Origin of the sequence: Allorhizobium pseudoryzae (genome assembly GCF_011046245.1) — a bacterium.
Classification (GTDB): Bacteria; Pseudomonadota; Alphaproteobacteria; order Rhizobiales; family Rhizobiaceae; genus Neorhizobium; species Neorhizobium pseudoryzae.
In genome coordinates this window covers 1714343-1736742 of the sequence record NZ_CP049241.1, presented here as the reverse complement: position 1 = coordinate 1736742, position 22400 = coordinate 1714343, and the positions used below count along the sequence as shown (strand labels likewise).

The following is a 22400-nucleotide window of genomic DNA, read 5'->3' as shown; positions in this document are numbered from 1 at the left end:
TATGCACTCCTCCTTTGCGGCGAATAGTCGCCTCCCCAAAGGAGAGGATGATGCATATTTGGCTGTTATCAAGTCCGAAATGCTGGACGAGCCAAGATTTCGCCCCATTTCCGGTATGGTCGCCGGTGTGTGCTGGAAAATCAGCCGCCCAGACGTTCGACTTGAAGAGCCGTTAGCCGATTATTCAGCGCGCGACTCGTAAGAACGGCCGGCAGGCCTGTGGGTTCCTGCTGCAATGCACGAAAATGTTTTGCACTGCGACGAAAGACCTCATAGGGAGCGTGGACTTCCTGCTTTAGTCGCAAGTAGACAAAACGCAAATTTCGAACTGAAAGATGCCACGGTTGATGAAACTCATTCGCCGGCTTAGTGCCCTCGCTCTACCCTTAGCCCTGTCGGGCTGTGATCTCGTCGTGATGTCGCCGTCGGGCGACATTGCCATGCAACAGCGCGATCTCATCATCATTTCGGTGGTGCTGATGCTGCTGATCATCGTGCCCGTCATGTGCCTGACGCTCTATTTCGCCTGGCATTACCGGCGCTCGAACACCACCGCGAAGTATGATCCCGAATGGCATCATTCCACGCGGCTGGAAGTGGTGATCTGGTCCGCTCCCCTTGCGATCATCATCGCACTCGGCGCCGTGACCTGGATCAGCACCCACAAGCTCGATCCGTATCGTCCGCTGGACCGCATTGATGCCAATCGCCCGGTCACGGCCGAAACCAAGCCGATCACCATCGAAGTGGTGGCGCTCGACTGGAAATGGCTGTTTCTCTACCCGGAACAGGGCATTGCGACCGTCAACGAGATCGCCGCACCGATCGACACCCCGATCGAGTTCAAGATCACCGGCACGACCGTGATGAATTCCTTCTACATTCCGGCTCTGGCTGGCCAGATCTATGCCATGCCGGGCATGCAGACGAAGCTGCACGCGGTCATGAACAAGGAAGGCGTCTATGACGGCTTCTCCGCGAACTACAGCGGCGACGGCTTCTCCGGCATGAAGTTCAAGTTCCATGGCATGAACAATGACGGCTTCAATGCCTGGGTGGCCCAGGTGAAGGCGAATGGCACCATGCTGAACCGCGACACCTTCCTGAAGCTGGAACGGCCGAGCACCCGCGTGCCGGTCACCTATTACGCCAATGTCGAAAACGGCCTCTACAACGCGATCCTGAACATGTGCGTCCAGCCGGGCCAGATGTGCCAGGACGAAATGATGCACATCGACATGATGGGCGGAGCCGGCGTCGATAGCCACGAGAACCGTCAGCGGCTGGAATACGACACCCGCTGGTCCGTGGAAGCAGCTCCCGGCGCCACCCATCCCGCGACGGGTCATGGCGCCAAGGAGGGCACCGAAGCCGAAGGGGTCAACAATCCCGCAGCGGCCGGTTCTGAGGCCGGAGAGGGTCAGGGCACCGCCCCGGCTCAGCTGAACACAAATCCGAAGCCGTAAGCGCGGCTTGAGACGAACTGGAAACTGAGATGTTTACGAACAGTAACCTGATGGAATTCATCTTCGGTCGGTTGTCATGGGATTCGCTGGCGTTTACGCATGAACCGATTGTCCTGGTAACCTTCCTGGCCGTTGCCTTCGGTGGCGTGGCCGTGATTGGTGCTCTCACCTACTTCCGCCTGTGGGGCTATCTCTGGAACGAGTGGTTCACCAGCGTCGACCACAAGAAGATCGGCATCATGTATGTCGTTCTGTCGCTCGTCATGCTGCTGCGCGGCTTTGCCGACGCGGTCATGATGCGTACCCAGCAGGCGATCGCCTTCGGCGCGAACGAAGGCTACCTGCCGCCGCACCACTACGACCAGATCTTCACCGCCCATGGCGTGATCATGATCTTCTTCTTCGCCATGCCTTTGGTGACCGGGATCATGAACTACGTTGTGCCGCTGCAGATCGGCGCGCGCGACGTCTCCTTCCCCTTCCTGAACAACTTTTCGTTCTGGATGACGACGGCGGGCGCCGTGGTGATCATGATGTCGCTCTTCGTCGGCGAATTCGCCCGCACCGGCTGGCTGGCCTATCCGCCGCTCTCCGGCGCTGACTATTCGCCGGGCGTCGGCGTTGATTACTACATCTGGGGCCTGCAGGTCGCCGGTGTCGGCACGACGCTGTCGGGCATCAACCTGATCGCGACCATCGTCAAGATGCGCGCGCCGGGCATGACCATGATGAAGATGCCGATCTTCACCTGGACCTCGCTCTGCACCAACGTCCTGATCGTCGCTTCCTTCCCGATCCTGACGGCAACCCTCGTTCTCCTCACCCTTGACCGCTACGTTGGCACGAACTTCTTCACCAACGATCTCGGCGGCAACCCGATGATGTACGTCAACCTCATCTGGATCTGGGGTCACCCGGAAGTCTACATCCTGATCCTGCCGGCCTTCGGCATCTTCTCGGAAGTGGTCTCGACCTATTCCGGCAAGCGCCTGTTCGGTTATGCCTCGATGGTCTACGCGACCGTCGTCATCACCATCCTCTCCTACCTCGTCTGGCTGCACCACTTCTTCACCATGGGCTCCGGCGCCAGCGTCAACGCCTTCTTCGGCATCACGACGATGATCATCTCGATCCCGACGGGGGCGAAGATCTTCAACTGGCTGTTCACGATGTATCGTGGCCGCATCCGCTACGAAGTGCCGATGTACTGGACGATCGGCTTCATGGTGACCTTCGTCATCGGTGGCATGACCGGCGTCATGCTCGCCGTTCCGCCGGCCGACTTCGTGCTGCACAACTCGCTGTTCCTGATCGCCCACTTCCATAACGTGATCATCGGCGGCGTCGTCTTCGGCCTTCTCGCCGGCATCAACTTCTGGTTCCCGAAGGCCTTCGGTTTCAAGCTCGATCCGTTCTGGGGCAAGATGTCCTTCTGGTTCTGGCTGATCGGCTTCTACTTTGCCTTCATGCCGCTCTACGTGCTCGGCCTGATGGGCGTCACCCGCCGCATCAACCACTTCGACGATCCGTCGCTGCAGATCTGGTTCGTGATTGCCGCCTTCGGTGCCTTCCTGATCGCACTTGGCATCGCCTCCTTCGTCATCCAGCTGGTGGTGAGCTTCCTGAAGCGCGACCAGCTGCGCGACCTGACGGGCGATCCGTGGGATGGCCGCACACTGGAATGGGCGACGTCCTCGCCGCCGCCGGAGTACAACTTCGCCTTCACGCCCGTCGTTCACGATCATGACAGCTGGTACGACATGAAGAAGCGCGGTTACGTGCGTCCGCTGGAAGGCTTCAAGCCGATCCACATGCCGAAGAACACCGGCACCGGGGTCATCCTTTCGGCTCTCAGCGTCGCACTCGCCTTCGGTCTGATCTGGTACATGTGGTGGCTGGCCGCCCTGTCGTTCCTCGGCATGATCGTGGTCTCCATCGCACACACCTTCAACTACAAACGCGACTACTACATCCCGGTTGAGACCGTCATTGCGACCGAAAACGCCCGGACGAAGCAACTCGCGGAACAGGCTTGATACAATGAGTGCACCCCACGCCGTCTCGGCTGACAAGCCGACGTTCTACCTGACGGAAGAACACCATCCGGAAAACAGCACCATGCTGGGCTTCTGGATCTACCTGATGAGCGACTGCCTGATGTTCGCAGTCCTCTTCGCAACCTACGCCGTGCTCGGCCGCAACTACGCGGCCGGCCCCTCACCGGCCGACCTGTTCGACCTGAACCTGGTGGCCATCAACACGGCGATGCTGCTCTTCTCCTCCATCACCTATGGCTTTGCCATGCTGAGGATGGAAAAGGGCGACAAGGCCGGCACGCTGAAGTGGCTCGCCATCACCGGCGTCTTCGGTTTGGCCTTCCTTGGCATCGAACTCTACGAGTTCCGCCACCTGATCCATGAAGGTGCGACCCCGCAGCGGTCGGCCTTCCTGTCGGCCTTCTTCACGCTCGTCGGCACGCACGGTCTGCACGTCACCTTCGGCTGCATCTGGCTGGTGACGCTGATGGTCCAGGTGTCGAAGCACGGCCTCATCGAAGCCAACCGCCGCCGCCTGATGTGCCTGTCCATGTTCTGGCACTTCCTGGACGTGGTCTGGATCGGCGTCTTCTCCCTCGTCTATCTGATTGGAGTGATCGGATGAGCTCGGAACCCCATGCTCCGGCGCATGAAAGCGCCCACAACACCCATCACGGCCACAGCCATGGCCACGAAGCCGCACACGGCACGTTCAACAGCTACATGACCGGCTTTATCCTGTCGGTCATCCTCACCGCCATTCCCTTCTGGCTGGTGATGGGCAACGTGATCGAGAGCAAGGCGCTGGCGGTTGCCATCGTCATGGGTCTCGGCGCGGTGCAGATCGTCGTGCACATGATCTACTTCCTCCACATGAACACCAAGTCGGAGGGCGGCTGGACCATGCTGGCGCTGATCTTCACGATCATCATCGTGGCGATTGCGCTTGCCGGTTCGCTCTGGGTCATGCATCACCTGAACACCAATATGATGCCGATGAACCCGGAAATGATGAAGAACCTGCCCTGACGGCAGCAAGGATGGCCCTTGATCCTCACGGGCCATCCTCTTCCAGGACATGTCGATATGAACACCGAGGCCCGCCATCCACCCGCAAAGCGACACACCGCCTTTGCCCTTGTGATGGCGGGCCTCGCGCTCGTTTTCATCGGGCTCGGCACGTGGCAGGTGCAGCGTCTGTTCTGGAAACTGGACCTGATCGCCCGTGTTGATGCAAGGGTGCATGCCGCCGCCGTTCCCGCCCCTGCCCCGGCGGAATGGCCCACCGTTTCGACGGACACCGCCGAATACCGCCACGTTACGGCGAAGGGCACGGCCCTGCATGACAAGACCGTCTTCGTTCAGGCCGTTACCGAACGCGGTCCTGGCTTTTGGGTGGTAACGCCGCTGCAGACGGGGGATCGGGGCACCATCCTCATCAACCGCGGCTTCGTTCCGGCAGACCGGCGTGACCCGGCAAGCCGGCCCGGCAGTGACCCCGAAGGCGAGGTGACCGTCACCGGCCTGCTGCGCATGACCGAACCGGGCGGCGGTTTTCTCCGCTCAAACGATCCGGCAGGCAACCGCTGGTATTCCCGCGACGTCGAAGCCATCGCCACGGCCGAGGGACTGGCGAGGGTCGCACCCTATTTCATCGACGCGGATCGCACATCGAACGCGGGCGATTTTCCGGTCGGCGGTCTGACGGTCATTCAGTTCCGCAACAGCCATCTTGTCTACGCGATCACCTGGTATTCGCTCGCCGCCATGTCGATTGGCGCCAGCGTCTATCTCCTCCGCCGCCGGCCGATGGACGCATCCTGAGGTCCGGAAAGGGAACCGCCTTGACCGCCACCGGTTATCCTTCCTGACAAAGAAAGGTATCTGCGCATGATCAAGGACCCGAAGAACGACCCGATCGCGAGCCCGGAAGACACCGCACCCGAGCGCCGCAAGAAACAGCGGGCCGGGCGAGGCCTCGTCACCTTCTTCATTATATTCGCGGTTGGCGCCTTCAGCCTCTATCTGTTCATCGTCATCTTCGGGTCGATAGCCTCCACCCAATGACAGAGGTCAGACCGCCCGCGGCTCCTCCGTCCGGTAGGCCCCGGTCTGCTTGCGGAAACGTTCAGGCGCGCCGGGTTCGGCATATTTCGGAAGTTCGTCCATATCCGTCTTGTTGAGCACGACACCTACGGTCTTTGCCGCAATCGTCGGCTCCTGGTCGAGCACGCTTCGCACCAGCTTCACCGGCGTCTCGCCCCATTCGACCACCATCAGGTAGCTGTCGACATGCGGCGCGAAAGCTTTCGCGTCGATCGCCGGCACCAGCGGCGCGAGATCCACCACCACATAGTCGAAGCGGCCGTTCACCGTCTCCATGAGACGTCCCATATCGGCGGAGGCGAGGATGTCGCTCGTATGCGGAAAAGCCTTGTCGCGCGAGGCGATCGGCAGGATTGCCAGACGCGCCTTGGGATCGACGGTGATCGCGCTCGTCCAGGGCGCTTCGCCGCGCAGCACTTCCATCAGTCCATTCATCGGCTCGGCGCCCAGGATGCCGCTTGAGACGCGGTTGTAGGAATCGGCATCGATCAGAAGCGTGCGTTTGTTCATGGCCCCGAGCAGCACAGCAAGATTGGCGGCGACGATCGATTTGCCCTCCCCCGGCAGTGCCGAAACGATCCCGATCACGCGGCAGGCGCGGTTCGGGCTGGCCTGGTCGCAAGCAAGCTTGGCATTGCGCAGCGTCTCTGCAAAACCGGAGCGCGGATAATCCACTGCAACGCGGGTCAGCTTCCGGATGAATTCATCCTTCGGTGGCTCCGATCCGTCACCTGCATAGGGTTCCGGCAGGGTCTCGGCCCGCTTGTCCTCCTTGCCGGCAGAGGATGCCCGCTTGATGAGCGCCAAATAGCCAATGAAACGCAGGCCGAGATGGGTCTTGACGTCCTGCCCGATGCGAAAACCCCGCTCTTTCAGCTCGAGAACCGTGGCAATGCCACCGCCGGCGAGAAGGCCGAGCACGACGGAGAGCGCCATGGTCAGCGTCTTCTTCGGGCTCGACGGCGCGATCGGCACGCCGGCCTGCGAGATCACACGGGCCTTCGCGATCGGGAAGGACTGCCGTTGCGAGGCCTGCTCGAACCGGTCGAGGAAGGACTGATAGAGCGTCTTCAGGGAAGCCGCCTTCTGCTCCAGTTCCCGCAACTGGACCAGCGACACATTGGCCGCCGAATTGCGGCCCGCCACCTGGTCAATGCTCTTGCGCAGCGATTCCTCGCGGGACCGGGCTACATCATATTCGTTGCGGAAACCGGTGGTCAGCTGCTGCAACTCGCTGAAGATCTGGCGTTCGATCTCCTGGCGTTCCGTCTGCAAAAGCTGTGCCTGCCGGTGCTCGGGACCATACTGCTCCAGCACCGACCGCTGCCGCTCGACCACCGACTGATACCGCTTGCGCAGATCCTGGATGACCGAATTGTCCGCGTCCCCGGCGGAGATGATCGCGTTGTTGACGGCGGCTTCCGGGCCCTGATCCACAATCGCCTGATACTGATGGTACCGCGCCGCGGCGGTCGCGCTTTCCGACTGGGCAACAATCAGCTGGCTGGTCAGGTCCGCCAGCTGCTGCGAGGATAAAAGCTCGCCGCGCGGCGAGATCAGGCCGTTGTCGGTCTTGAACTTTTCGACCGCAAGGGCTGCCTCCTGCGAGCGGGCGTTCAGATCCGTCAGGCGTTCCTGCAGCCAGACCGAGGCCTTTTCGGTGGCCTGGAAATTGGCGTTCAGCTGCTCGCTCACATAGGCTTCCGCATAGGCGCGCGCCAGCCGCGCCGACAAGAGCGGCTCCGGCGAGGAGACGGTGAGCGCAATGACCGAGCTTCTCGCCACACGGTCGGCGGTCAGGGATTGCTGCAGGATCGCGGCCGCCTTTTCCCGCCGCCCATTGCGTGCAGCCGTTTCCGAAGCCGGCGGATCGGCCGGCGAGACAAGCGCAACGACGCTTTTGACCGCATCCTTGGCCAGCGCCACCGGCGATTTCGGCGGATCGAGGAAGACTTCGTTGTCCGCAAGGTTCATCTCGTCCACGACCCGCAGCGCCAGCGTCTTCGATTTCATCAGTTCGACGGCGCTCGACAACTGGTTGTCGATCAACTGCGCCGACTGGTTGCTTTCCTCGTCTTCCGCATACCGCGACAGGCTTTCGTCGATCAGGATCTGCGTCATCGAGGTGAACGCCGGCGGCGTCATGACCAGATAGGCGCCTGCCAGAATCATGGCGATGACGACACTGATGATCACCAGCCTCGCACGCCGCACGACGGCGGAATACAGCCGATCCAGATCAATAAAGGCGTCCGAATCCTGGCCTGCGGTCGAAAACGACGTTGAGCGAAGGTTGATGTGGTCCATTCTCAGATCCTTTCGAGCCTTGGGAGGCCAAAATTCAGGGGGACGCCGTTCACGGGGAGGCCTTGTCGAGTTTGAGCACCGGGCCGAACCAGCGGCGCAAACGTGCCTCCACGGGCATCTTCAAATGTCGGAGCACGGAGGGTTGGGAGACGGTGAGATGCAGGCATTCGCGCCAGGCACGGCGCTTGATCGCCTCGACCAGATCGATGAAGGCGAGCGCCTCCTTCAGGCTCCGGTACCGTAAGGCTTGCGCCGTCGCGGCCCCGCCCTGCAACGGAAAATCGCGCACGAAACGACGGTCCGCTTCCATCATGGCCGTCACATGCTCGCGCCGCAGCACCCGGGAAATCGACCCGTCGCGGACGTGATAGAGATAACCCGCCTGCGGCTCAATGGCGCAGGTCCCACCACAGGCCAGTGCCGACGCCAGGAAGATGTAATCCTCGCCGATCCGCAGGCTTTCATCGAAGCGCAGCGCATGCCGCTCGATCAGGGCCCGCTCGAACATCGGCTTCATGTAGCCGAAATTGAAGGTGGAACGGAACAGGACGTTGGAGCGGATGAACTCCTCCAGCGACAGCGACGAAAGCCGCTGCAGGAGAGCCTCCGGGAACATCGCAGCACGGCGACAGCCCGCCCGCAGCACCATGATGTTATCCACCACGATATCGGCAGACAGCCGCCCTGCCGCGGCGATCATCATGGCCGACCGTTCGGGCAAAACTTCATCATCGGAATCGAGCACGGCGATCCATCGCCCCCGCGCCGCGGCAATCGCGTCGTTGCGGGCGGCACCGGGCCCGCCGTTCTGGCTGCGTTCGACGAGCCTCACCCGCGGATCGCCGAAGTAACGGACAAGCTCGGCGGTGCCGTCGGTGGAGCAATCATCCGCCACCACCACTTCGACCGCAACACCGACCTGTGCGAGCGCGCTTTCGATGGCAAGGCCGATGGTGTCGCGGGCGTTATAGGCGGCGATGACGAAGGAGACGTCCGGCATAAGGCTTTCGTTCATGCGACCTCCACCGAACCGTATTGGCGAATTTCCCGCACACCGATAATGCCTGTCATGGCGCCCACATGCAGTGCGCCGCGCAGCAGGTGCCGGTTGCGCGCTTCCGGTGACAGAAGGGAAAACAGGGCGGCGAGACCACAATATGCGGCTTTCGACGCGGCAATGGCGAATTGGCGACCCCGGCCGGCTACTCCGTGTCGTGCCGCCAGAATACGGCCGTGGGTCTGGCCGGAGCGGAAGCGCCGCTTCATCAGCCAGCCGAACCGGGCGCGATGGGCGGGCACCGGTTCGCTCAGCCAGGCGCGTTCGGCAAAGGCGATATGCCCGCCGGAATCGGTGACGTGGGTGAAGAAGTTCGTGTCCTCGCCGCCGCTCTGGCCAAGCGTCAAAGCAAACCGGCGCCCGCGCACCTGCGGCGAGCGCATGTCGAGAAGCGTATTGCAGGTATAGCCGGTCCTGATGCTCGATCCGACCCAGACCGGCCGCGTGGAATGGAAATCGCCGTTGCGCATCCAGGCCGGCGCATCCTCGGCATAGATCGCGCGAACGGGGCCCAGCACGGCATCGGCCGTTGTCGCCTCGGCGGTGGCCAAGAGTTCCGCCAGCCATTCCGGCGATGCGGTCTCATCGTCATCGATAAAGGCGAGATAATCGCCGTCGCTGGCGTTGAGGCAGGCATTGCGGGCAATCGAGATGTTGGAACGCGGGCAATGCAGGTAGGACATCTCGAAGGGCGATTGCGGACGCAGGCGCTCGAAGAGCTCGAAGGCACTCGGCGTGGCATCGTTGTCGGCGACGATCAGGCGAAGGCGCACGCCGGCCGGTACAACGAGCTGAAACAGGGAGAGGAGCGTCGCCTCCAGCTCCGGCCGACGGAAGGTGCAGATGCCGATATCGACATAAAGATGGGAGAGTGCGTGTTCCCGCGTCATGCCGCAGCCCTCCCCTTCCGGCGTGCGATCAGTTCCAGCCAGAAGCCGGTGGACCAGGCCGCATGCATGATCATGGCGGCCATCGCTGCGAGAACGCCTTCCGGGTTGCGTTCCCGCACGGCCATCCACACGCCATAGGCAAGGCAGAGGAACGCCCAGGCGACGACGGGAACGGCGGCCACCCAATGGATCGCCGCAAGAAGCGCGCCGACGATCGCCGGCATCACCATCAGCGGCAAAGCCTGGCGCAGTTTCGGCACCGCGTGGTGCTTGAGCAGATTGCGCGCCCGGCCGCGGCCATAGCCCAGATACTGCCGGAACAGCGAACCAGGGCTGGAGCGCGGATAATAGGTCATGAAGGTTTTAACCGTCATCCAGATGCGATAGCCGGCCTGGCGCAAGCGAAAATCGAGTTCCGCATCCTCGTTATGACTGAACGTCTCGTCATAACCGCCGACGGCGCGAAACGCCGCGATCCGCATCAGCGCATGGTGCCCATGGTCGATCCACTGCCCCTCCGCGCCGTCGCGATGCTTGGATCCACCATTGCCGAGCTTGGAATTCTGCGCCGCAGCAGTCCCCCGCTGGAAGGCGCCGACGCCCACAGTCTTCATGCCGACGACGACGGAATCCGCGCCTGTATCGACAGCCTCCAGCATCAGGACCTGGCAATAATCGACGGGATAATCACCATGCGCATCGATGCGGATCAAAACATCACGATCGTCACCAAAGCGCTCGACCGCCCGATTGATCGCCGCACTCTGGATGCGCTGCGGATTGTCGAGGAGTGCAAGCCCGGGGATCTCGGCAGCGAGCGTCGCGACTATCTCCGGCGTACCATCCGTGCTGCCGCCATCGGCAACGACGATGAGCATGTCATGATTGCCGCGGCTTTCCGCCAGGCTCAGCAGCAGGGGTTTGATGTGGCGCGCCTCGTTGAGGCAGGGAATGACCACCAGCACTTTCATCTCGGGCAAGATCGGCGACGACATACTCTAACCTTCCGATTGCAAGGGGGACGGGATGATGAAACCGGCCTCGGCCGGGGCAGTCGAACCAAGCGCCGCCAACTGGCGGACAAGCGCCTGGCATTCCGCACGCCCGACGGCCCAGATTGAGCGGTCGGTATCGGCAAGGGTTGCGAAGAGGCTGAGGTAATCTTCGGCGGCCAGCGCCTCGAAACGCCGGACGAGCTCGGCCACATCCGCATGCGACAGCAACAGACCGAGCTGACGCAGCGCCAGAAACCGGCCGGTTTCGGTGGAAGAGAGCGCGATCGGCACCGCTCCATGCAGCGCGCCTTCGTAAAGGCGGTTGGGCAGCAGCCATTCGGAGTTCAGCCCTTCCTCGAAGAAATCGATCGCCCAGACGAACTGCACCTCGCCATAGATCCGCGACAGATCCTCCGGGTTTCGATAGGTGCCATGGAAGGAGACGTGCGGGGCCTGCGCCACCTGCCGTTCGAAATCCGGAAACTCCTTCGGCGAGACGCGACCGCGGATGACGATTTCGACCTGCCCGTCCATGGCCGCCGCGAATTCGGAGAGAATGGCAAAACTCTTGCGGCAGCGAATGGCACCGAACCAGCCGATCCGCCAGGGCTCGCCCTTGCGCGGCGGCCGGGCAATGGGCGGCCAGAGACCGGGATGGGCCTCCAGATCGAGAACCTTGTTTTCCAGCAGCATCACCGGCAGCCGCAGGTTCGAACGCGGCTTGAAGTAGTGTTCGACGAAGGCCGGCGAACTGGTGGCGAGAAGACTGGCACTGCGGCCAAACTGCCCTTCCGCTGCCCGCAGCAGCCGTCCCTTGAGACCATCATCGAGCAGCAGCCGATGGATATCGAGGCACTCGTAGACGACCGGGACCGAACCGCCAAACTGGGCACGGGCACCCTTTGCGAGCGCCAGCGTTTCCAGATTGCGGGCAATGATCACATCCGGCCGGCGAAGTCCGGACAGATGCCGGGCAAGCCCTGCCCGCGCCTTAACCACGGCTGCGATGCGCTGGGCAAAACGGCCATCCGCCGTGTGCCCCAGCACCCTCACCGGCACGTCCTTCTCGTCGGCCAACCGGTTGGCGTCGCGCAGGAAGCCGGCAACGGAGACCGCAGCACCACCGGCCTTCAGCATGACCACGCGCCGGCGGATGGCCGGATCGGAAAGATCATGGGCGAGGTAGAGAACGTTGATCGTCACGTCGTCCAGCTCCTTCGTTTCAGCCCGTCATGGGCATTCTGAGAATGGCAAAGGCGCGCCGGCGCCTCAGTCCAGCGTGCAGACAATCGAGTCCGGGAAGCGGCAGGTTTGCCCAAGCGCGGTAAACGCAATGCGATCCACCTGCATGGTGATTGGGCCGGCATAGGAAAAGCTGCCGAGCCATTGCTTGGAGGTGTCGGAAGCCCAGAGACTCGCAAAGATCTTCTGCGGATTGGGGGGGATCTTCGACGGATCCGTCACCTCATGCACCAGCCGGCCATCGATGAAATAGCGCAGTCGATCCTTTTCCCAGATGAAGGCGTAGTCATGGAACGCCGTGTCGGCCCCCCCTTCGACGGGCACCAGCTTTTCGTTGCCGCCCTTGCCGGAAATATACTGGTTCAACTGCACCTGGTTGGTGTTCTTGCCCAGCACCTCGAAATCGATCTCGTCATGCGGCTTCTTGTCGGTCGGGCCGATATAGGTGAAGAAGGCGGAATTGGTGCCCGATCCGCTGCCGGCCTTCATGCGGATCTCGTAGGCGCCGTAACCGTAACGCTGGCGTGTCTGGATCTCGCCGCAGACATAGGCGCGATCGGCCGTCTGCTGCGCCTGGAAGCCCAGCGTCAGCACGCCGCCTTCCACCTGAACCTGGTTTTTCGACCAGGTGCAGTTCTGGTGGGCGCCATTGGCCCAGCCGTCGGAGACATACCAGAATGTCTTGTCGAGCTTGTCGAAGGTCTCGACGAAGGATCCGCCGGTCCCTTCCTGCGCCAGGACGGGTTGTGCGGTCACCACGCAGGCCGCGAGAAGCACGGGAAGACCGAGGCGACGGAGGCGCGAAAATTCAGGCATTGGTTGACCTCTTGTTCCGGGTTGCGGACGCTGGAAGGCTGAGTTCTGGCGGACCGAAGGCAGGAGAGCCGGGACCGGGTTTTGCCCGGACGCGATGTCCAGTCAGCACGCCATAGATGCCCGGCGCCCAGTGCCGGGCCAGGCGATGGCTGACAATGATGGCCGCAAAGGTGACGAGGACGGCGAGCGTATAGAAGACCGGATAGAGGTCCGGATCGGCAAACCGGTTCCAGACCATCCAGAGGCCGATCAACAGCGGATAATGCGCGCAGAAGGTCCAGAAGCTGAGGCTTCCGGTGCGTGACAGGCTGAGGCCGACCGGCGTGCGGATGAGTGCGGCAGACAGAAACCACAGGCCACCGGCACCGAAGATGGAGAGCATGTTGCGCAGCATCAGCAGCACATCCGGGTAATCCGGCCCTGTCAGGTAAAGCCCCTGCGCCAGAAGTGCGGCAGAGAGCGTAACGAGAGCGCCAAGCGGCAGCGCCCAGTCATCGAAACGCTTCAGATCCACCCGATAAAGGGCAAGGAAGATGCCGAAGGTGAAGCTGAAGAGAATGGAGTTTTTGAGAACGATGCCGGCATCAAGCTCCGGGAAGACGGCAAAGGCGAACAGAACGCCGAGCGTGATGGCGGGAAGCCGGCGCACGAGCAGCGCCAGCACCGGCGCAATCAGAATGCAGATGAGCAGATCGCGCAGGAAATAGAGCGGCAGGTTGACGGGAAATCCATCGATTGCCAGCGCCTGATCCATCAGAAGCGGCAGCGTGGCGTGGTTGAGACGGGGGAAGTAGCCAATGCCGGCGCCCATTTTCTGCACCACGAAGACGAGGGCGAGAAGTCCGAGATTCCAGAGCAGAAACGGCAGGAGCACCGTGCGGCCCTTCGAGCGGATCACACGGGAATATTCGAAACGCTCGATCCCCCGCTGGAAGAGAAGATAGCCCGAAATGGCGCTGAGGCAGGGAACGCCGACGCGAAACAGGCTTTCGCCGAGAAACACGCGCAGCCAGTCGAACAGGCCGTGGTCGTGCTGGAACGGACTGACCTCGCGATTATAGGGAATATGCACGAAGACGATGCCGGCAATCAGCAGCATGCGCATCAGGTTGATACGGGAGGATATGTTCTGATCCACGGTCACATCAGTCACCCCTAGTTGAGGCCGTTCCTCCCAAAACGACCATTTCGACCAGAGCGGCCTTTGGCCCCCTCAAAGGCCAAGGATGCGGGTCCCTTTCGGGCAAAATGTGGCGCTGCAGCAATTTCTCAAGCGACAGACCACAAAAATGCGATTCCTGCTCGGAATACGCTCGCGTGAATGTGAAGGCGGGCCGACGCGCACACAGAAGCGGAGGCAAGGAAACCAGGCCTTTATCCGGTTCCGATCCCATTCTGTGTAAGAGCGGGCCATCCCAAGAGGGGAAGAGCGCGGATTAAGGAGAAAGAACCGGCTTTTCGCAAATCCCTGCCTCACCTTCCCCGAACTGTGGCGGAAACACGGCGAACCGGCCGCGGGAATGGCGAAGAGAACCCGCTATTTCTGCGCGACCGGCACGCCGGGCAGCAGGTAGCGCAGTTTTCCGGCGGGCACCGGCGGCTCGCTCTGGCCTCCCGCACGTCGAGCCTCCAGCTTGTCGGACATGACACCGGCAACGACCGCCGGCACGGCATCCGGATGCTGAAGCAGGTGCCTCGCCACGCCCGTCAATCCACCCGCAGCCTTGACGTCGAGGGCCAGGCGCAGGTCATGCCGAGCCTTGATGTGCCGTTCGTGGCGCCGGATGACCGTTTGATCCGCCGGCGAAAGTTCTGGGTTGGAGAGACGGATCTGCCGTTCCGCTTCGAAAAGCCGGCGCAGATCCTCGGTTCGATGGCGACCGCTCAGCGAATTGGAGCGCACAACCGCCGCGTAACCGCAATGATCGATCACCTTGTAGCGTGCGCCGCAGACGAGCGCCCTCAGATAGAGATCGTAATCCTCGCCCAGCCGCAGCGCCTCGTCGTACCGCAAGGCGTGCGCCTCCAGGAAGGTGCGCCGCATGACCGGTTTCAGGAAACCGATCTCGCCGCGCTGCCGGCCGCGTCTCGAGATATTGCCATCGACGAAATCATGGATGGAGAGGCTGCGGGTGCGCGCGTGGAAGCGGTCGGGCTTGATCGCCTCGGTCGGATCATGGTGGATGAAGCCGATATTGTCGGCGATCATGTCCCAGCCCGTTTCGCGGATCATCGCCGCAAAACGCCTGGGAAAAAAGAAGTCGTCGGCATCGAGCACCGCAATCAGCGGCGCACGCGACACGGCCATGGCACGGTTGCGCGCAGCCGAAGGCCCCTGGTTCTGCTCAAAGCGCACGACGATGAGGCGACCGCTGCCATCGTCCAGTGCCTTTGCCACGTCGGATGTCGTATCTGACGATCCGTCGTCGACGACCACGACTTCCGCCACCTCCGGCTCCCGGAGCGCCGATTGGATGGCACGTCCAATGGTATCGGCTGCATCCTTGGCAGCGATCACGACACAGACCTCGGGCGACTTTTCTTCGCGCATAGGAGCCTCCGTTCAGACGATACGAAGGGAAACTAGAAACATGTCGAGGATATGGAAGGGCCGGTCGATGCCGTGAGCAAAGCGCTCAGCGGTCCCTGGCCTTCAGCCGCGGCGGCGCCTCGCCCGCCATCTCGCCCGTCTGCCGCGCCTCCCGCCTGGCCGCCTGGGCGGAGGGATCTGCCCGTCGGCGGCGGCTTTCCTTACGCACCAGAACGAGGACGCCGATGAAATACCCGACCTGGATGATGATCGCGCAAAAAACCGTCTGCCAGAGCGTGGTCGCGATGGAACCGTTCAGGACAAAAGTCACACCGGCGAAGACCATCAGAACGGCCAGCATGCTGATCAGCGCGCGCGGTCCATACATTGCGATCCTCCAGAACGTCCGCCTGACCCATCTTTGCCGGTTGCCCATCACGGTGCAACAGCAAGACCTTTCACGTCTGCCTGAACGTGATCATCCTTTAGCACAAAGCCTCCGGCAGCCGAGTAAATATTTGGTAAGAAAGCGGACACACCTGGAGATATTCGCCTCCTTCCCGCCACAATCACGCCGCGCGAGCTGTAGGACGACCGGTCAGCCCTCGCGCCGAGCCCCGCTTTTCGATCAAAATTTATTACAAAGTTTCCGGCTGTCCCCGACGCTTGATTGCGATGCAGCGTAAACATTGCACTGCACAAAAAACCGTCTCCCACAGTTGAAAGCCTGCAAATGACACCCGGGTTCAGCAAAAGCCAAACGGCGCTCCGCAATATTGCGCATGTTCTAAACTAGCCTGAATATTCGGCGCCTCCGCCGAATGTGAGTGATTTTCACAAAATACAAGCAATGTGCTCCCCCGGCCATGTATCGCCGTCCCTCTTCAGCGATCCGTGACAGGTGGATGACACCCCCGCTCAACCGATCGGACACCGGCGAAGACGACCGCAAACAAAAAATCACTGGCCAGAATTCGGAATCGCCCAATTATGATTGCATCAAAGAGGGCCATGAACGCCCTTCGAGGCACCGACCACTCGCAGCAATGGAGTTTCTCTCTATGAAGTCCGCGACACGATCGGCAGACACGCCGCTTAGCCCGACGCATGAGATGCATCTCGCCTTTCCCACAGGCGGCGTTGCAAAACGGGCCTTTGACATCACCATCGCCATGATGGCGCTGGTGATGTTCCTTCCCCTCTTTCTGATGATCATGACGCTCGTCAAGTTCACGGACGGAGGATCGATTTTTTATGGACACAAGCGTGTCGGCCATAACGGCCGCTACTTCAAATGCCTGAAGTTCCGCACCATGGTCGTCAACGGCGACGAGGTTCTGCGCCGCCACCTGCATGCCAACCCGGAGGCTGCCGAGGAATGGCGGCAGACCCGCAAGCTGAAGGATGACCCGCGCGTCACGGCCGTTGGCGCGGTGCTGCGCAAGCTGAGCCTCGACGAACTGCCGCAGCTCATCAACATCCTGCGCGGCGACATGAGCATTGTCGGCCCCCGTCCGGTCGTCGACGAGGAACTGACCCTCTACGACAGCTTCGCCGTCTATTACCTGCGCACCCGGCCCGGCCTCACCGGTCTCTGGCAGATCAGCGGCCGCAACGACGTCTCTTATGAAAGCCGCATCGCGTTCGACACGCACTACGTCCAGAACTGGTCGCTCATGCAGGACATGGCGATCATCGTGAAGACGATCCCGGCCGTCTGCATGTCGCGCGGCAGCTACTGATCCCGCATTTCGAAGACGTGCCCTTGCAACCCGCCCCGCTGCCGCAAGGCGCGGGGTCCTTCGACGGAGCGTCCATGCCCGCATTCTCGCCCTTGTTCCCGCATCTTCGGCGCTGCGTTCGTTCAGCGCTTGTTTCCGCAGCCCTCCTCGGCGCGGCGCCTGTTTTCACCGGACCAGCCTCACAGGCCGCCGAGATGGCCTACCAGCTCGGACCGATGGACAAACTGCGGGTGCGCGTTGCCCAGTGGGTTCCGGCCGAAGGCGTGTTCCGCAGCTGGGACGCGCTGAGCGGCGATTACAGCGTCGGCGCAGACGGCAATCTCTCGCTTCCCTTTGTCGGCAGCATCAGCGTCTCCGGCAAGTCGCCGGATGCGGTCGCCGGCGAGATCGGCGCGGCGCTGCAGCAGCAGTTCGCCCTGCGCGATCCGCCCTCGGCCTCCGTAGAAATCGCCCAGTTCCGGCCGGTCTTCCTGGCGGGCGACGTTCAGACACCGGGCGAATATCCGTTCATGCCCAACATGACGGTGCTGAAAGCCGTCAGCATCGCCGGCGGGCTCAGGCGTTCGGAAAGCGGGCAGCGCTTCGAACGGGACTTCATCAACGCCCAGGGCGATCTGTCCGTCTATGATAGCCAGCGCGCCCGCCTCATTGCCCGGCACGCGCGACTAGAAGCGGAACTGAACGGTGCGAGCGACATCGCGATGCCGAAGGAGTTGGAGAAGGTTGCTAATGCGAGCGACCTGATCCGCAGCGAAACCGCCCTGATGAAACAGCGGCGGGATCGCTACGAGCTGCAGCTGAAGGCGCTCGCCGATCTGAAGGCGCTCTTGCAGAAAGAGGTGGCTTCGCTGGAGGAGAAGAGCAAGACGCAAGAGCGCCAGCTGGAAATCGCCGAGCAGGACCGCGACAAGATCAGCCGGCTGAACGAACAGGGGCTGGCGCTGAGCTCAAGACTTCTGTCGATCGAGGAGCGGACCGCCGAAGTGCAATCCACGCTTCTCGACATCGACACGAATATTCTCAGGGCCAAACAGCAGATCAGCCAGGCGGATCAGGACGAGATCAACCTGAAGAACGACTGGGAGGCCCAGCGCGCCAAGGACATGCAGGATACCGAGGCGGAACTGGAAAAGCTCACCCTGCAGATCGGAACGAACCGCCAGCTGATGGCCGAGGCGCTGACCAAGTCGGCGGAAGCGCTGCGCTTTGATCCGGCAGGCCGGGCGGTCTCGATCCGCTACTCGATCATCCGCGAGACGGCAGACGGCCCGAAGGAAATCGCAGCCGACGAGGCAACCCGCCTTCAGCCTGGCGATGTCGTACGTGCCCGCTCCGAAATGCTGGTGCAGTAACCCCATGCGGATCGCCACATCCACCTTCATCGATCCCGACCGGAACGGTGTCTATGGCGCTTTGGCGGTCGCCCTGTCGTTTTTCGTCTTCGCCTACTCGGCACGCTTCGGCCAGATCTCGATCCTGGCCTATTACGGGGTCTGGCTGCCGCTCGTGCTCTTGGACTACCGACAGGTTCTGGGCAATCCGCTGCGTTACCTGTGGATGTTCGCCTTTGCGGTTTTCTGTTTCATCTCGGTCTTCTGGTCGCCGGCGCCGTCCATCTCGCTGCGCACCGCCATCCAGTATCTGTCGCATCTGGTCTGCGCGGTGATTGCGCTGCGCACCATCAGCATCGCCACGCTCACCCGCGGCGCGACCCTCGGCTGCGCCATCGTGCTCACCTATTCGCTGTTGTTCGGCAGTTACCATTTCGACCCGCTGGACGGCACCTACAGCTTCGTCGGCGCCTTTGCCTCAAAGAACCAGCTTGGTTTTTATGCGTCGCTGGGACTGATTTTTGCCTATGCGGGCGTGGCCGTCATCCGCAGCAGCCTGCGCTGGCTGCCGGTTGCGGCGGCAACCGTGCTTCTCTCGGCCTACAGCCTGTTCGCCTCGCAATCGGCAACCTCCGTCATCACCACGCTCGCCATCCTGATGGTCGTCGTCGGCCTGCAACTACTCGGCCGCTTCACACCCCCTATGCGCAAGCTTTTGTTTGCCTCCGGCCTGGTGATCGGCGTGATCGGCGTCACGCTCGCGCTGGGCATGGGGGCTGCGGACGCGGTGCTCGGTGTCTTCGGCAAGGATTCCACCCTGACCGGCCGAACCTACCTCTGGCAGCAGGGCATCGAAGCCGCCCGCCAGTCTCCGGTGTTCGGTGTCGGTTACCAGGGCTACTGGGTCCGCGGTTTTCCCGAGGCGGAACGGTTGTGGGAGGAATTCTACATCGACAGCCGCGGCGGCTTCCACTTCCACAACACCTATATCGAGACCATGGTCGAGACCGGGGCGGTTGGCACCGTGCTCTTATGCGCCATCCTGCTCGCAAGCTTCATCGGCCACCTGAAGCATCTTTTGCACCACCGGAGAAACCCGGATGCCCTGGTGATGTTTGCGGTGATCTCGCTGCTTCTGGTGCGCTCCTTTGTCGAGATCGACGTCATGCATCCGTATCACGTCGGCTCCTTCCTCTTCTATATCACCGCCGGCACCCTGACACTCCGGCAAAGGGTGGGGTCGCGGCCCATGCTGCGCCCGGTCCGGATCCACCCGATGAGCGCCGGGGCAGCCGGATGACCCCACAACCGAACCCGCATGCGCAGCCGAAGATGCAGACCCTGCAGGGCATCCAGTATCTGAGAGCCGTCGCGGCACTCGCCGTCGTTCTGTTTCATGCGGCCGAGCGCAGCGGCGTGAACTTTGCCATCGGTGCAGCGGGCGTCGATGTCTTCTTCGTCATCAGCGGCTTCATCATGGCGGTCATCAGCCATCGACGACCGCAAACCGCCGGCGCTTTTCTCAAGGACCGCTTCCTGCGCATCGCACCGGTCTACTGGATCGTCACATCGGTGATGATTTTTGGTGCCGCCGCAGGCTTCTTCCCCAACCTCGTGCTGGATCCCCTGCACGTGCTGGGCTCCTACCTCTTTCTGCCGGTGCCCTCCCCCAATAGCGGCGCATTGTGGCCGGTCCTGGTGCAGGGCTGGACGCTGAACTACGAAATGTTCTTTTATGGAAGCTTCGCGGCAACCCTGCTCTTTCCGCAGCGTGTCCGGTTGCCGCTGCTCGCCCTCACCTTCATCGGCCTGGTGCTGGTGGCAGGGCTCATGCCCGCCCCGCCCCTGTGGCTGAACTTTTATGGTGCACCGCTGATCCTGGAATTTCTCGCCGGCGTCTGCCTCGGCCGCCTCTGGATGCGGGGCAGGATCCCCGGTGCGGAAACGGGGTTTGGACTGATGGTCGCGGCAACGCTCGGCTTTGCGACGATCTTCATCCTGAACCTTCCCTTCGGCACCTGGATCTGCGGTCCACTGGCGCTTATCGCTGTCATCGGCATCCTGTCGCTCGAACGGGAGCAGACACTGCCCAACCTGCCGCTGCTCAGCTATCTCGGAGACGCCTCCTTCTCCATCTATCTCTGGCATACGCTGGCGATTTCGGTGGTGGTGAAATTCGGCGCTCTGGCCGGACTGGGCGGCTGGCTTCTTGCCTGGACCGCCGGCATCGCGGGCAGTGTGCTAGGTGTTTTCGCCTATGAGGCGATCGAGCGCCCGTTCCAGCATCTGCTCAAGCATGGCCGGCTGAGCTTTCGTCTGCCGCACCGGCAAACGGCAAAGTGATCAGCGCCCGTTCAGATCCTCATGCGTCAGCTCGAAATGGTCGAGGATGATCTGGATATTGCGGCGGTGCGACTTGAAATACACGTCGAACAGATCACCAAGCACCGGGACGCTGCCGAAAACGGCATCGGTTGCGAGATTGCCGAGCATCTGCATCTGCTTGTTGCCGGGGAGCCCCAGCTTGCGCGCCTCGTTGAGAACAGCAAGGCCCACCAGGGCGCCCGCCGCATCGCCGATGCCCGGCAAGAGCCCCATAATCGAATCTGCTCCGAAACGAATGCGGGTGCCTGGAATGCGCAGCGCCGTATCCATCAGCCGCGCCACGCGGGCAAGCGTCGCCAGACGCCGCATGGCCGCGGCATCCAGCGTGCTCTTTGGGTTGATCCGCCCCTGAAATCCGTCCTGTGCCGCCACCGTCATCATTCCTTGCTCGATAGTAGGCACAACGGCGGGAAAGAGGGGCGGTTCCCCGACGCTCCTCGCCGTCATGATGCGGGGCGAATCGCCGTCTCTCTCCCTCTGTCAAAAGCCGGGAGGACCGCGACAGGCAAAACCGGCCTTGCGCCGGATGAGCGAACGGGAGATGACAAAGCGCTTGAAGCCGCGCGGGATTGGAGTGAGGCCGTGCGACACACTTTCGGGAAGGAAACCGACACATGAAACTTCTTCGTTACGGCCCGGTGGGCTCGGAAAAGCCCGGCCTTCTCTCCGCCGACGGCTCGATCCGCGACCTCTCCGGTCATCTCGCCGACGTCTCGGGCGCTGCCCTTGATCCGGCGGCACTGGCCAAGCTCGCCTCCCTCGATCCGGCAACGCTGCCCGAAGTCTCCGCCTCCGAACGCCTCGGCGCCTGCGTGGCCGGCACCGGCAAGTTCATCTGCATCGGGCTCAACTATTCTGACCACGCCGCCGAATCCGGCATGGCGGTTCCACCCGAGCCGGTGGTCTTCATGAAGGCTACCTCGGCCATCTGCGGTCCGAACGACGACGTGCTCATTCCGCGCGGCTCGGAGAAGACCGACTGGGAAGTGGAACTCGGCATCGTCATCGGAAAGACCGCGAAATACGTCAGCGAGGCAGAAGCACTGGACTATGTTGCCGGTTACTGCGTTTCCCACGACGTCTCCGAGCGCGCCTTCCAGACCGAGCGCTCCGGCCAGTGGACCAAGGGCAAGTCCTGCGACACGTTTGGCCCGATCGGCCCGTGGCTCGTGACCAAGGACGAGATCACCGATCCGCAGAACCTTTCCATGTGGTTGAAGGTGAATGGCGAAACGATGCAGGACGGCACGACCTCCACCATGGTCTACGGCGTTGCCTTCCTCGTCTCCTACCTCTCGCAGTTCATGTCGCTGCATCCGGGCGACGTGATCTCGACCGGCACGCCGCCCGGCGTCGGCATGGGGCTGAAGCCACCGCGCTATCTGAAACCCGGCGACGTGGTGGAACTCGGCATCGAAGGCCTCGGCAGCCAGAAGCAGACCTTCAAGGCCGACGCCTGAGGAAGAACCGGAGTGATCGCCCACAAACCCGGGAGCC

21 protein-coding genes are annotated in these 22400 nt (G+C 62.1%); 11 read left to right on the top strand and 10 right to left on the bottom strand.

The annotated features are described in order from the left end of the window. Nucleotides 1-335: 335 nt before the first annotated feature. From cyoA to G6N78_RS08370, 6 genes are all read left to right on the top strand, one after another. On the top strand, nt 336-1466 hold the full coding sequence (gene cyoA, locus G6N78_RS08395; RefSeq protein ID WP_165217371.1) for a ubiquinol oxidase subunit II: 1131 nt from the start codon (nt 336-338) through the stop codon (nt 1464-1466). Between the two features lie 29 nt (nt 1467-1495). Next, nucleotides 1496-3502 (top strand): cytochrome o ubiquinol oxidase subunit I, encoded by a 2007-nt coding sequence (gene cyoB, locus G6N78_RS08390; RefSeq protein ID WP_165217369.1) that lies wholly within the window; start codon nt 1496-1498, stop codon nt 3500-3502. Nucleotides 3503-3506: 4 nt separating this feature from the next. Continuing rightward, the gene (gene cyoC / locus G6N78_RS08385; protein WP_165217367.1) at nt 3507-4127 is read left to right on the top strand and encodes a cytochrome o ubiquinol oxidase subunit III; all 621 of its coding nucleotides are present in this window, start codon (nt 3507-3509) and stop codon (nt 4125-4127) included. Then, a complete protein-coding gene (cyoD, locus tag G6N78_RS08380; protein ID WP_165217365.1) occupies nt 4124-4531 on the top strand; it encodes a cytochrome o ubiquinol oxidase subunit IV in 408 nt (135 codons plus the stop codon). The genes cyoC and cyoD overlap by 4 nt, the downstream gene beginning before the upstream one ends. A 57-nt stretch (nt 4532-4588) precedes the next feature. Continuing rightward, the gene (locus G6N78_RS08375) at nt 4589-5326 is read left to right on the top strand and encodes an SURF1 family protein (RefSeq protein ID WP_165217363.1); all 738 of its coding nucleotides are present in this window, start codon (nt 4589-4591) and stop codon (nt 5324-5326) included. Between the two features lie 66 nt (nt 5327-5392). Beyond that, a complete protein-coding gene (locus G6N78_RS08370) occupies nt 5393-5569 on the top strand; it encodes a hypothetical protein (RefSeq protein ID WP_165217361.1) in 177 nt (58 codons plus the stop codon). 6 nt (nt 5570-5575) lie between these two features. Here G6N78_RS08370 and G6N78_RS08365 read toward each other — a convergent pair whose 3' ends face one another. The 9 genes from G6N78_RS08365 to G6N78_RS08325 all read right to left on the bottom strand — a co-directional run bounded on the left by G6N78_RS08365 (nt 5576) and on the right by G6N78_RS08325 (nt 15833). Beyond that, nucleotides 5576-7915 carry a Wzz/FepE/Etk N-terminal domain-containing protein gene (locus G6N78_RS08365; protein ID WP_165217359.1) on the bottom strand — a complete coding sequence of 780 codons (2340 nt, stop codon included), beginning with the start codon at nt 7913-7915 and terminating at the stop codon, nt 5576-5578. Nucleotides 7916-7964: 49 nt separating this feature from the next. After that, a complete protein-coding gene (locus tag G6N78_RS08360) occupies nt 7965-8930 on the bottom strand; it encodes a glycosyltransferase family 2 protein (RefSeq protein ID WP_234905914.1) in 966 nt (321 codons plus the stop codon). After that, a complete protein-coding gene (locus G6N78_RS08355; protein ID WP_165217357.1) occupies nt 8927-9862 on the bottom strand; it encodes a glycosyltransferase family A protein in 936 nt (311 codons plus the stop codon). The genes G6N78_RS08360 and G6N78_RS08355 overlap by 4 nt, the downstream gene beginning before the upstream one ends. After that, the gene (locus G6N78_RS08350) at nt 9859-10857 is read right to left on the bottom strand and encodes a glycosyltransferase family 2 protein (protein WP_165217355.1); all 999 of its coding nucleotides are present in this window, start codon (nt 10855-10857) and stop codon (nt 9859-9861) included. The genes G6N78_RS08355 and G6N78_RS08350 overlap by 4 nt, the downstream gene beginning before the upstream one ends. A 3-nt stretch (nt 10858-10860) precedes the next feature. Then, entirely contained in the window at nt 10861-12060 is a 1200-nt protein-coding gene (locus G6N78_RS08345) for a glycosyltransferase (protein ID WP_234905913.1), read from the bottom strand. 66 nt (nt 12061-12126) lie between these two features. Then, entirely contained in the window at nt 12127-12915 is a 789-nt protein-coding gene (gene exoK, locus G6N78_RS08340; protein ID WP_165217353.1) for an endo-1,3-1,4-beta-glycanase ExoK, read from the bottom strand. After that, nucleotides 12908-14059 carry an acyltransferase family protein gene (locus G6N78_RS08335; RefSeq protein WP_234905912.1) on the bottom strand — a complete coding sequence of 384 codons (1152 nt, stop codon included), beginning with the start codon at nt 14057-14059 and terminating at the stop codon, nt 12908-12910. Before G6N78_RS08335 ends, exoK begins: the two co-directional genes overlap by 8 nt. Nucleotides 14060-14452: 393 nt before the next feature. After that, nucleotides 14453-15466, bottom strand: coding sequence for a glycosyltransferase family 2 protein (locus tag G6N78_RS08330; protein WP_165217351.1), 1014 nt, complete (start codon nt 15464-15466; stop codon nt 14453-14455). 85 nt (nt 15467-15551) lie between these two features. Continuing rightward, a complete protein-coding gene (locus G6N78_RS08325) occupies nt 15552-15833 on the bottom strand; it encodes an exopolysaccharide production repressor protein (RefSeq protein ID WP_165217349.1) in 282 nt (93 codons plus the stop codon). Nucleotides 15834-16506: 673 nt separating this feature from the next. Between G6N78_RS08325 and G6N78_RS08320 the strand changes: the two genes are divergently transcribed. The 4 genes from G6N78_RS08320 (at nt 16507) to G6N78_RS08305 (ending at nt 20861) form a co-directional block, all read left to right on the top strand. Continuing rightward, nucleotides 16507-17187, top strand: a complete 681-nt coding sequence (locus G6N78_RS08320) for a sugar transferase (RefSeq protein WP_165217347.1) — start codon at nt 16507-16509, stop codon at nt 17185-17187. A 74-nt stretch (nt 17188-17261) separates the two neighbouring features. Continuing rightward, nucleotides 17262-18539, top strand: coding sequence for a polysaccharide biosynthesis/export family protein (locus G6N78_RS08315; RefSeq protein WP_165217345.1), 1278 nt, complete (start codon nt 17262-17264; stop codon nt 18537-18539). A 4-nt stretch (nt 18540-18543) separates the two neighbouring features. Continuing rightward, on the top strand, nt 18544-19818 hold the full coding sequence (locus tag G6N78_RS08310; protein WP_165217343.1) for an O-antigen ligase family protein: 1275 nt from the start codon (nt 18544-18546) through the stop codon (nt 19816-19818). Between the two features lie 32 nt (nt 19819-19850). After that, complete coding sequence (locus tag G6N78_RS08305) at nt 19851-20861, top strand: acyltransferase family protein (RefSeq protein WP_165221511.1); 1011 nt, start codon at nt 19851-19853, stop codon at nt 20859-20861. Here the strand turns inward: G6N78_RS08305 and G6N78_RS08300 are convergent, their stop codons facing one another. Beyond that, nucleotides 20862-21281, bottom strand: a complete 420-nt coding sequence (locus G6N78_RS08300; protein ID WP_165221508.1) for a DUF4112 domain-containing protein — start codon at nt 21279-21281, stop codon at nt 20862-20864. Between the two features lie 236 nt (nt 21282-21517). Here G6N78_RS08300 and G6N78_RS08295 point away from each other — a divergent pair, with 236 nt between their 5' ends. Continuing rightward, nucleotides 21518-22363 carry a fumarylacetoacetate hydrolase family protein gene (locus G6N78_RS08295; protein ID WP_165217341.1) on the top strand — a complete coding sequence of 282 codons (846 nt, stop codon included), beginning with the start codon at nt 21518-21520 and terminating at the stop codon, nt 22361-22363. Nucleotides 22364-22400 lie beyond the last annotated feature (37 nt).

What these genes read in the sequence shown, in the direction of transcription:
- G6N78_RS08325 (WP_165217349.1), bottom strand. Translation starts at nt 15,833, where the DNA reads ATGTATGGACCGCGCGCGCTGATCAGCATGCTGGCCGTTCTGATGGTC.
- G6N78_RS08360 (WP_234905914.1), bottom strand. Translation starts at nt 8,930, where the DNA reads ATGAACGAAAGCCTTATGCCGGACGTCTCCTTCGTCATCGCCGCCTAT.
- G6N78_RS08330 (WP_165217351.1), bottom strand. Translation starts at nt 15,466, where the DNA reads ATGCGCGAAGAAAAGTCGCCCGAGGTCTGTGTCGTGATCGCTGCCAAG.
- G6N78_RS08305 (WP_165221511.1), top strand. Translation starts at nt 19,851, where the DNA reads ATGCAGACCCTGCAGGGCATCCAGTATCTGAGAGCCGTCGCGGCACTC.
- cyoB (WP_165217369.1), top strand. Translation starts at nt 1,496, where the DNA reads ATGTTTACGAACAGTAACCTGATGGAATTCATCTTCGGTCGGTTGTCA.
- cyoC (WP_165217367.1), top strand. Translation starts at nt 3,507, where the DNA reads ATGAGTGCACCCCACGCCGTCTCGGCTGACAAGCCGACGTTCTACCTG.
- G6N78_RS08370 (WP_165217361.1), top strand. Translation starts at nt 5,393, where the DNA reads ATGATCAAGGACCCGAAGAACGACCCGATCGCGAGCCCGGAAGACACC.
- G6N78_RS08320 (WP_165217347.1), top strand. Translation starts at nt 16,507, where the DNA reads ATGAAGTCCGCGACACGATCGGCAGACACGCCGCTTAGCCCGACGCAT.
- cyoA (WP_165217371.1), top strand. Translation starts at nt 336, where the DNA reads ATGCCACGGTTGATGAAACTCATTCGCCGGCTTAGTGCCCTCGCTCTA.
- G6N78_RS08365 (WP_165217359.1), bottom strand. Translation starts at nt 7,915, where the DNA reads ATGGACCACATCAACCTTCGCTCAACGTCGTTTTCGACCGCAGGCCAG.
- exoK (WP_165217353.1), bottom strand. Translation starts at nt 12,915, where the DNA reads ATGCCTGAATTTTCGCGCCTCCGTCGCCTCGGTCTTCCCGTGCTTCTC.
- G6N78_RS08315 (WP_165217345.1), top strand. Translation starts at nt 17,262, where the DNA reads ATGCCCGCATTCTCGCCCTTGTTCCCGCATCTTCGGCGCTGCGTTCGT.
- G6N78_RS08355 (WP_165217357.1), bottom strand. Translation starts at nt 9,862, where the DNA reads ATGACGCGGGAACACGCACTCTCCCATCTTTATGTCGATATCGGCATC.
- G6N78_RS08375 (WP_165217363.1), top strand. Translation starts at nt 4,589, where the DNA reads ATGAACACCGAGGCCCGCCATCCACCCGCAAAGCGACACACCGCCTTT.
- G6N78_RS08310 (WP_165217343.1), top strand. Translation starts at nt 18,544, where the DNA reads ATGCGGATCGCCACATCCACCTTCATCGATCCCGACCGGAACGGTGTC.
- cyoD (WP_165217365.1), top strand. Translation starts at nt 4,124, where the DNA reads ATGAGCTCGGAACCCCATGCTCCGGCGCATGAAAGCGCCCACAACACC.
- G6N78_RS08295 (WP_165217341.1), top strand. Translation starts at nt 21,518, where the DNA reads ATGAAACTTCTTCGTTACGGCCCGGTGGGCTCGGAAAAGCCCGGCCTT.
- G6N78_RS08300 (WP_165221508.1), bottom strand. Translation starts at nt 21,281, where the DNA reads ATGACGGTGGCGGCACAGGACGGATTTCAGGGGCGGATCAACCCAAAG.
- G6N78_RS08350 (WP_165217355.1), bottom strand. Translation starts at nt 10,857, where the DNA reads ATGTCGTCGCCGATCTTGCCCGAGATGAAAGTGCTGGTGGTCATTCCC.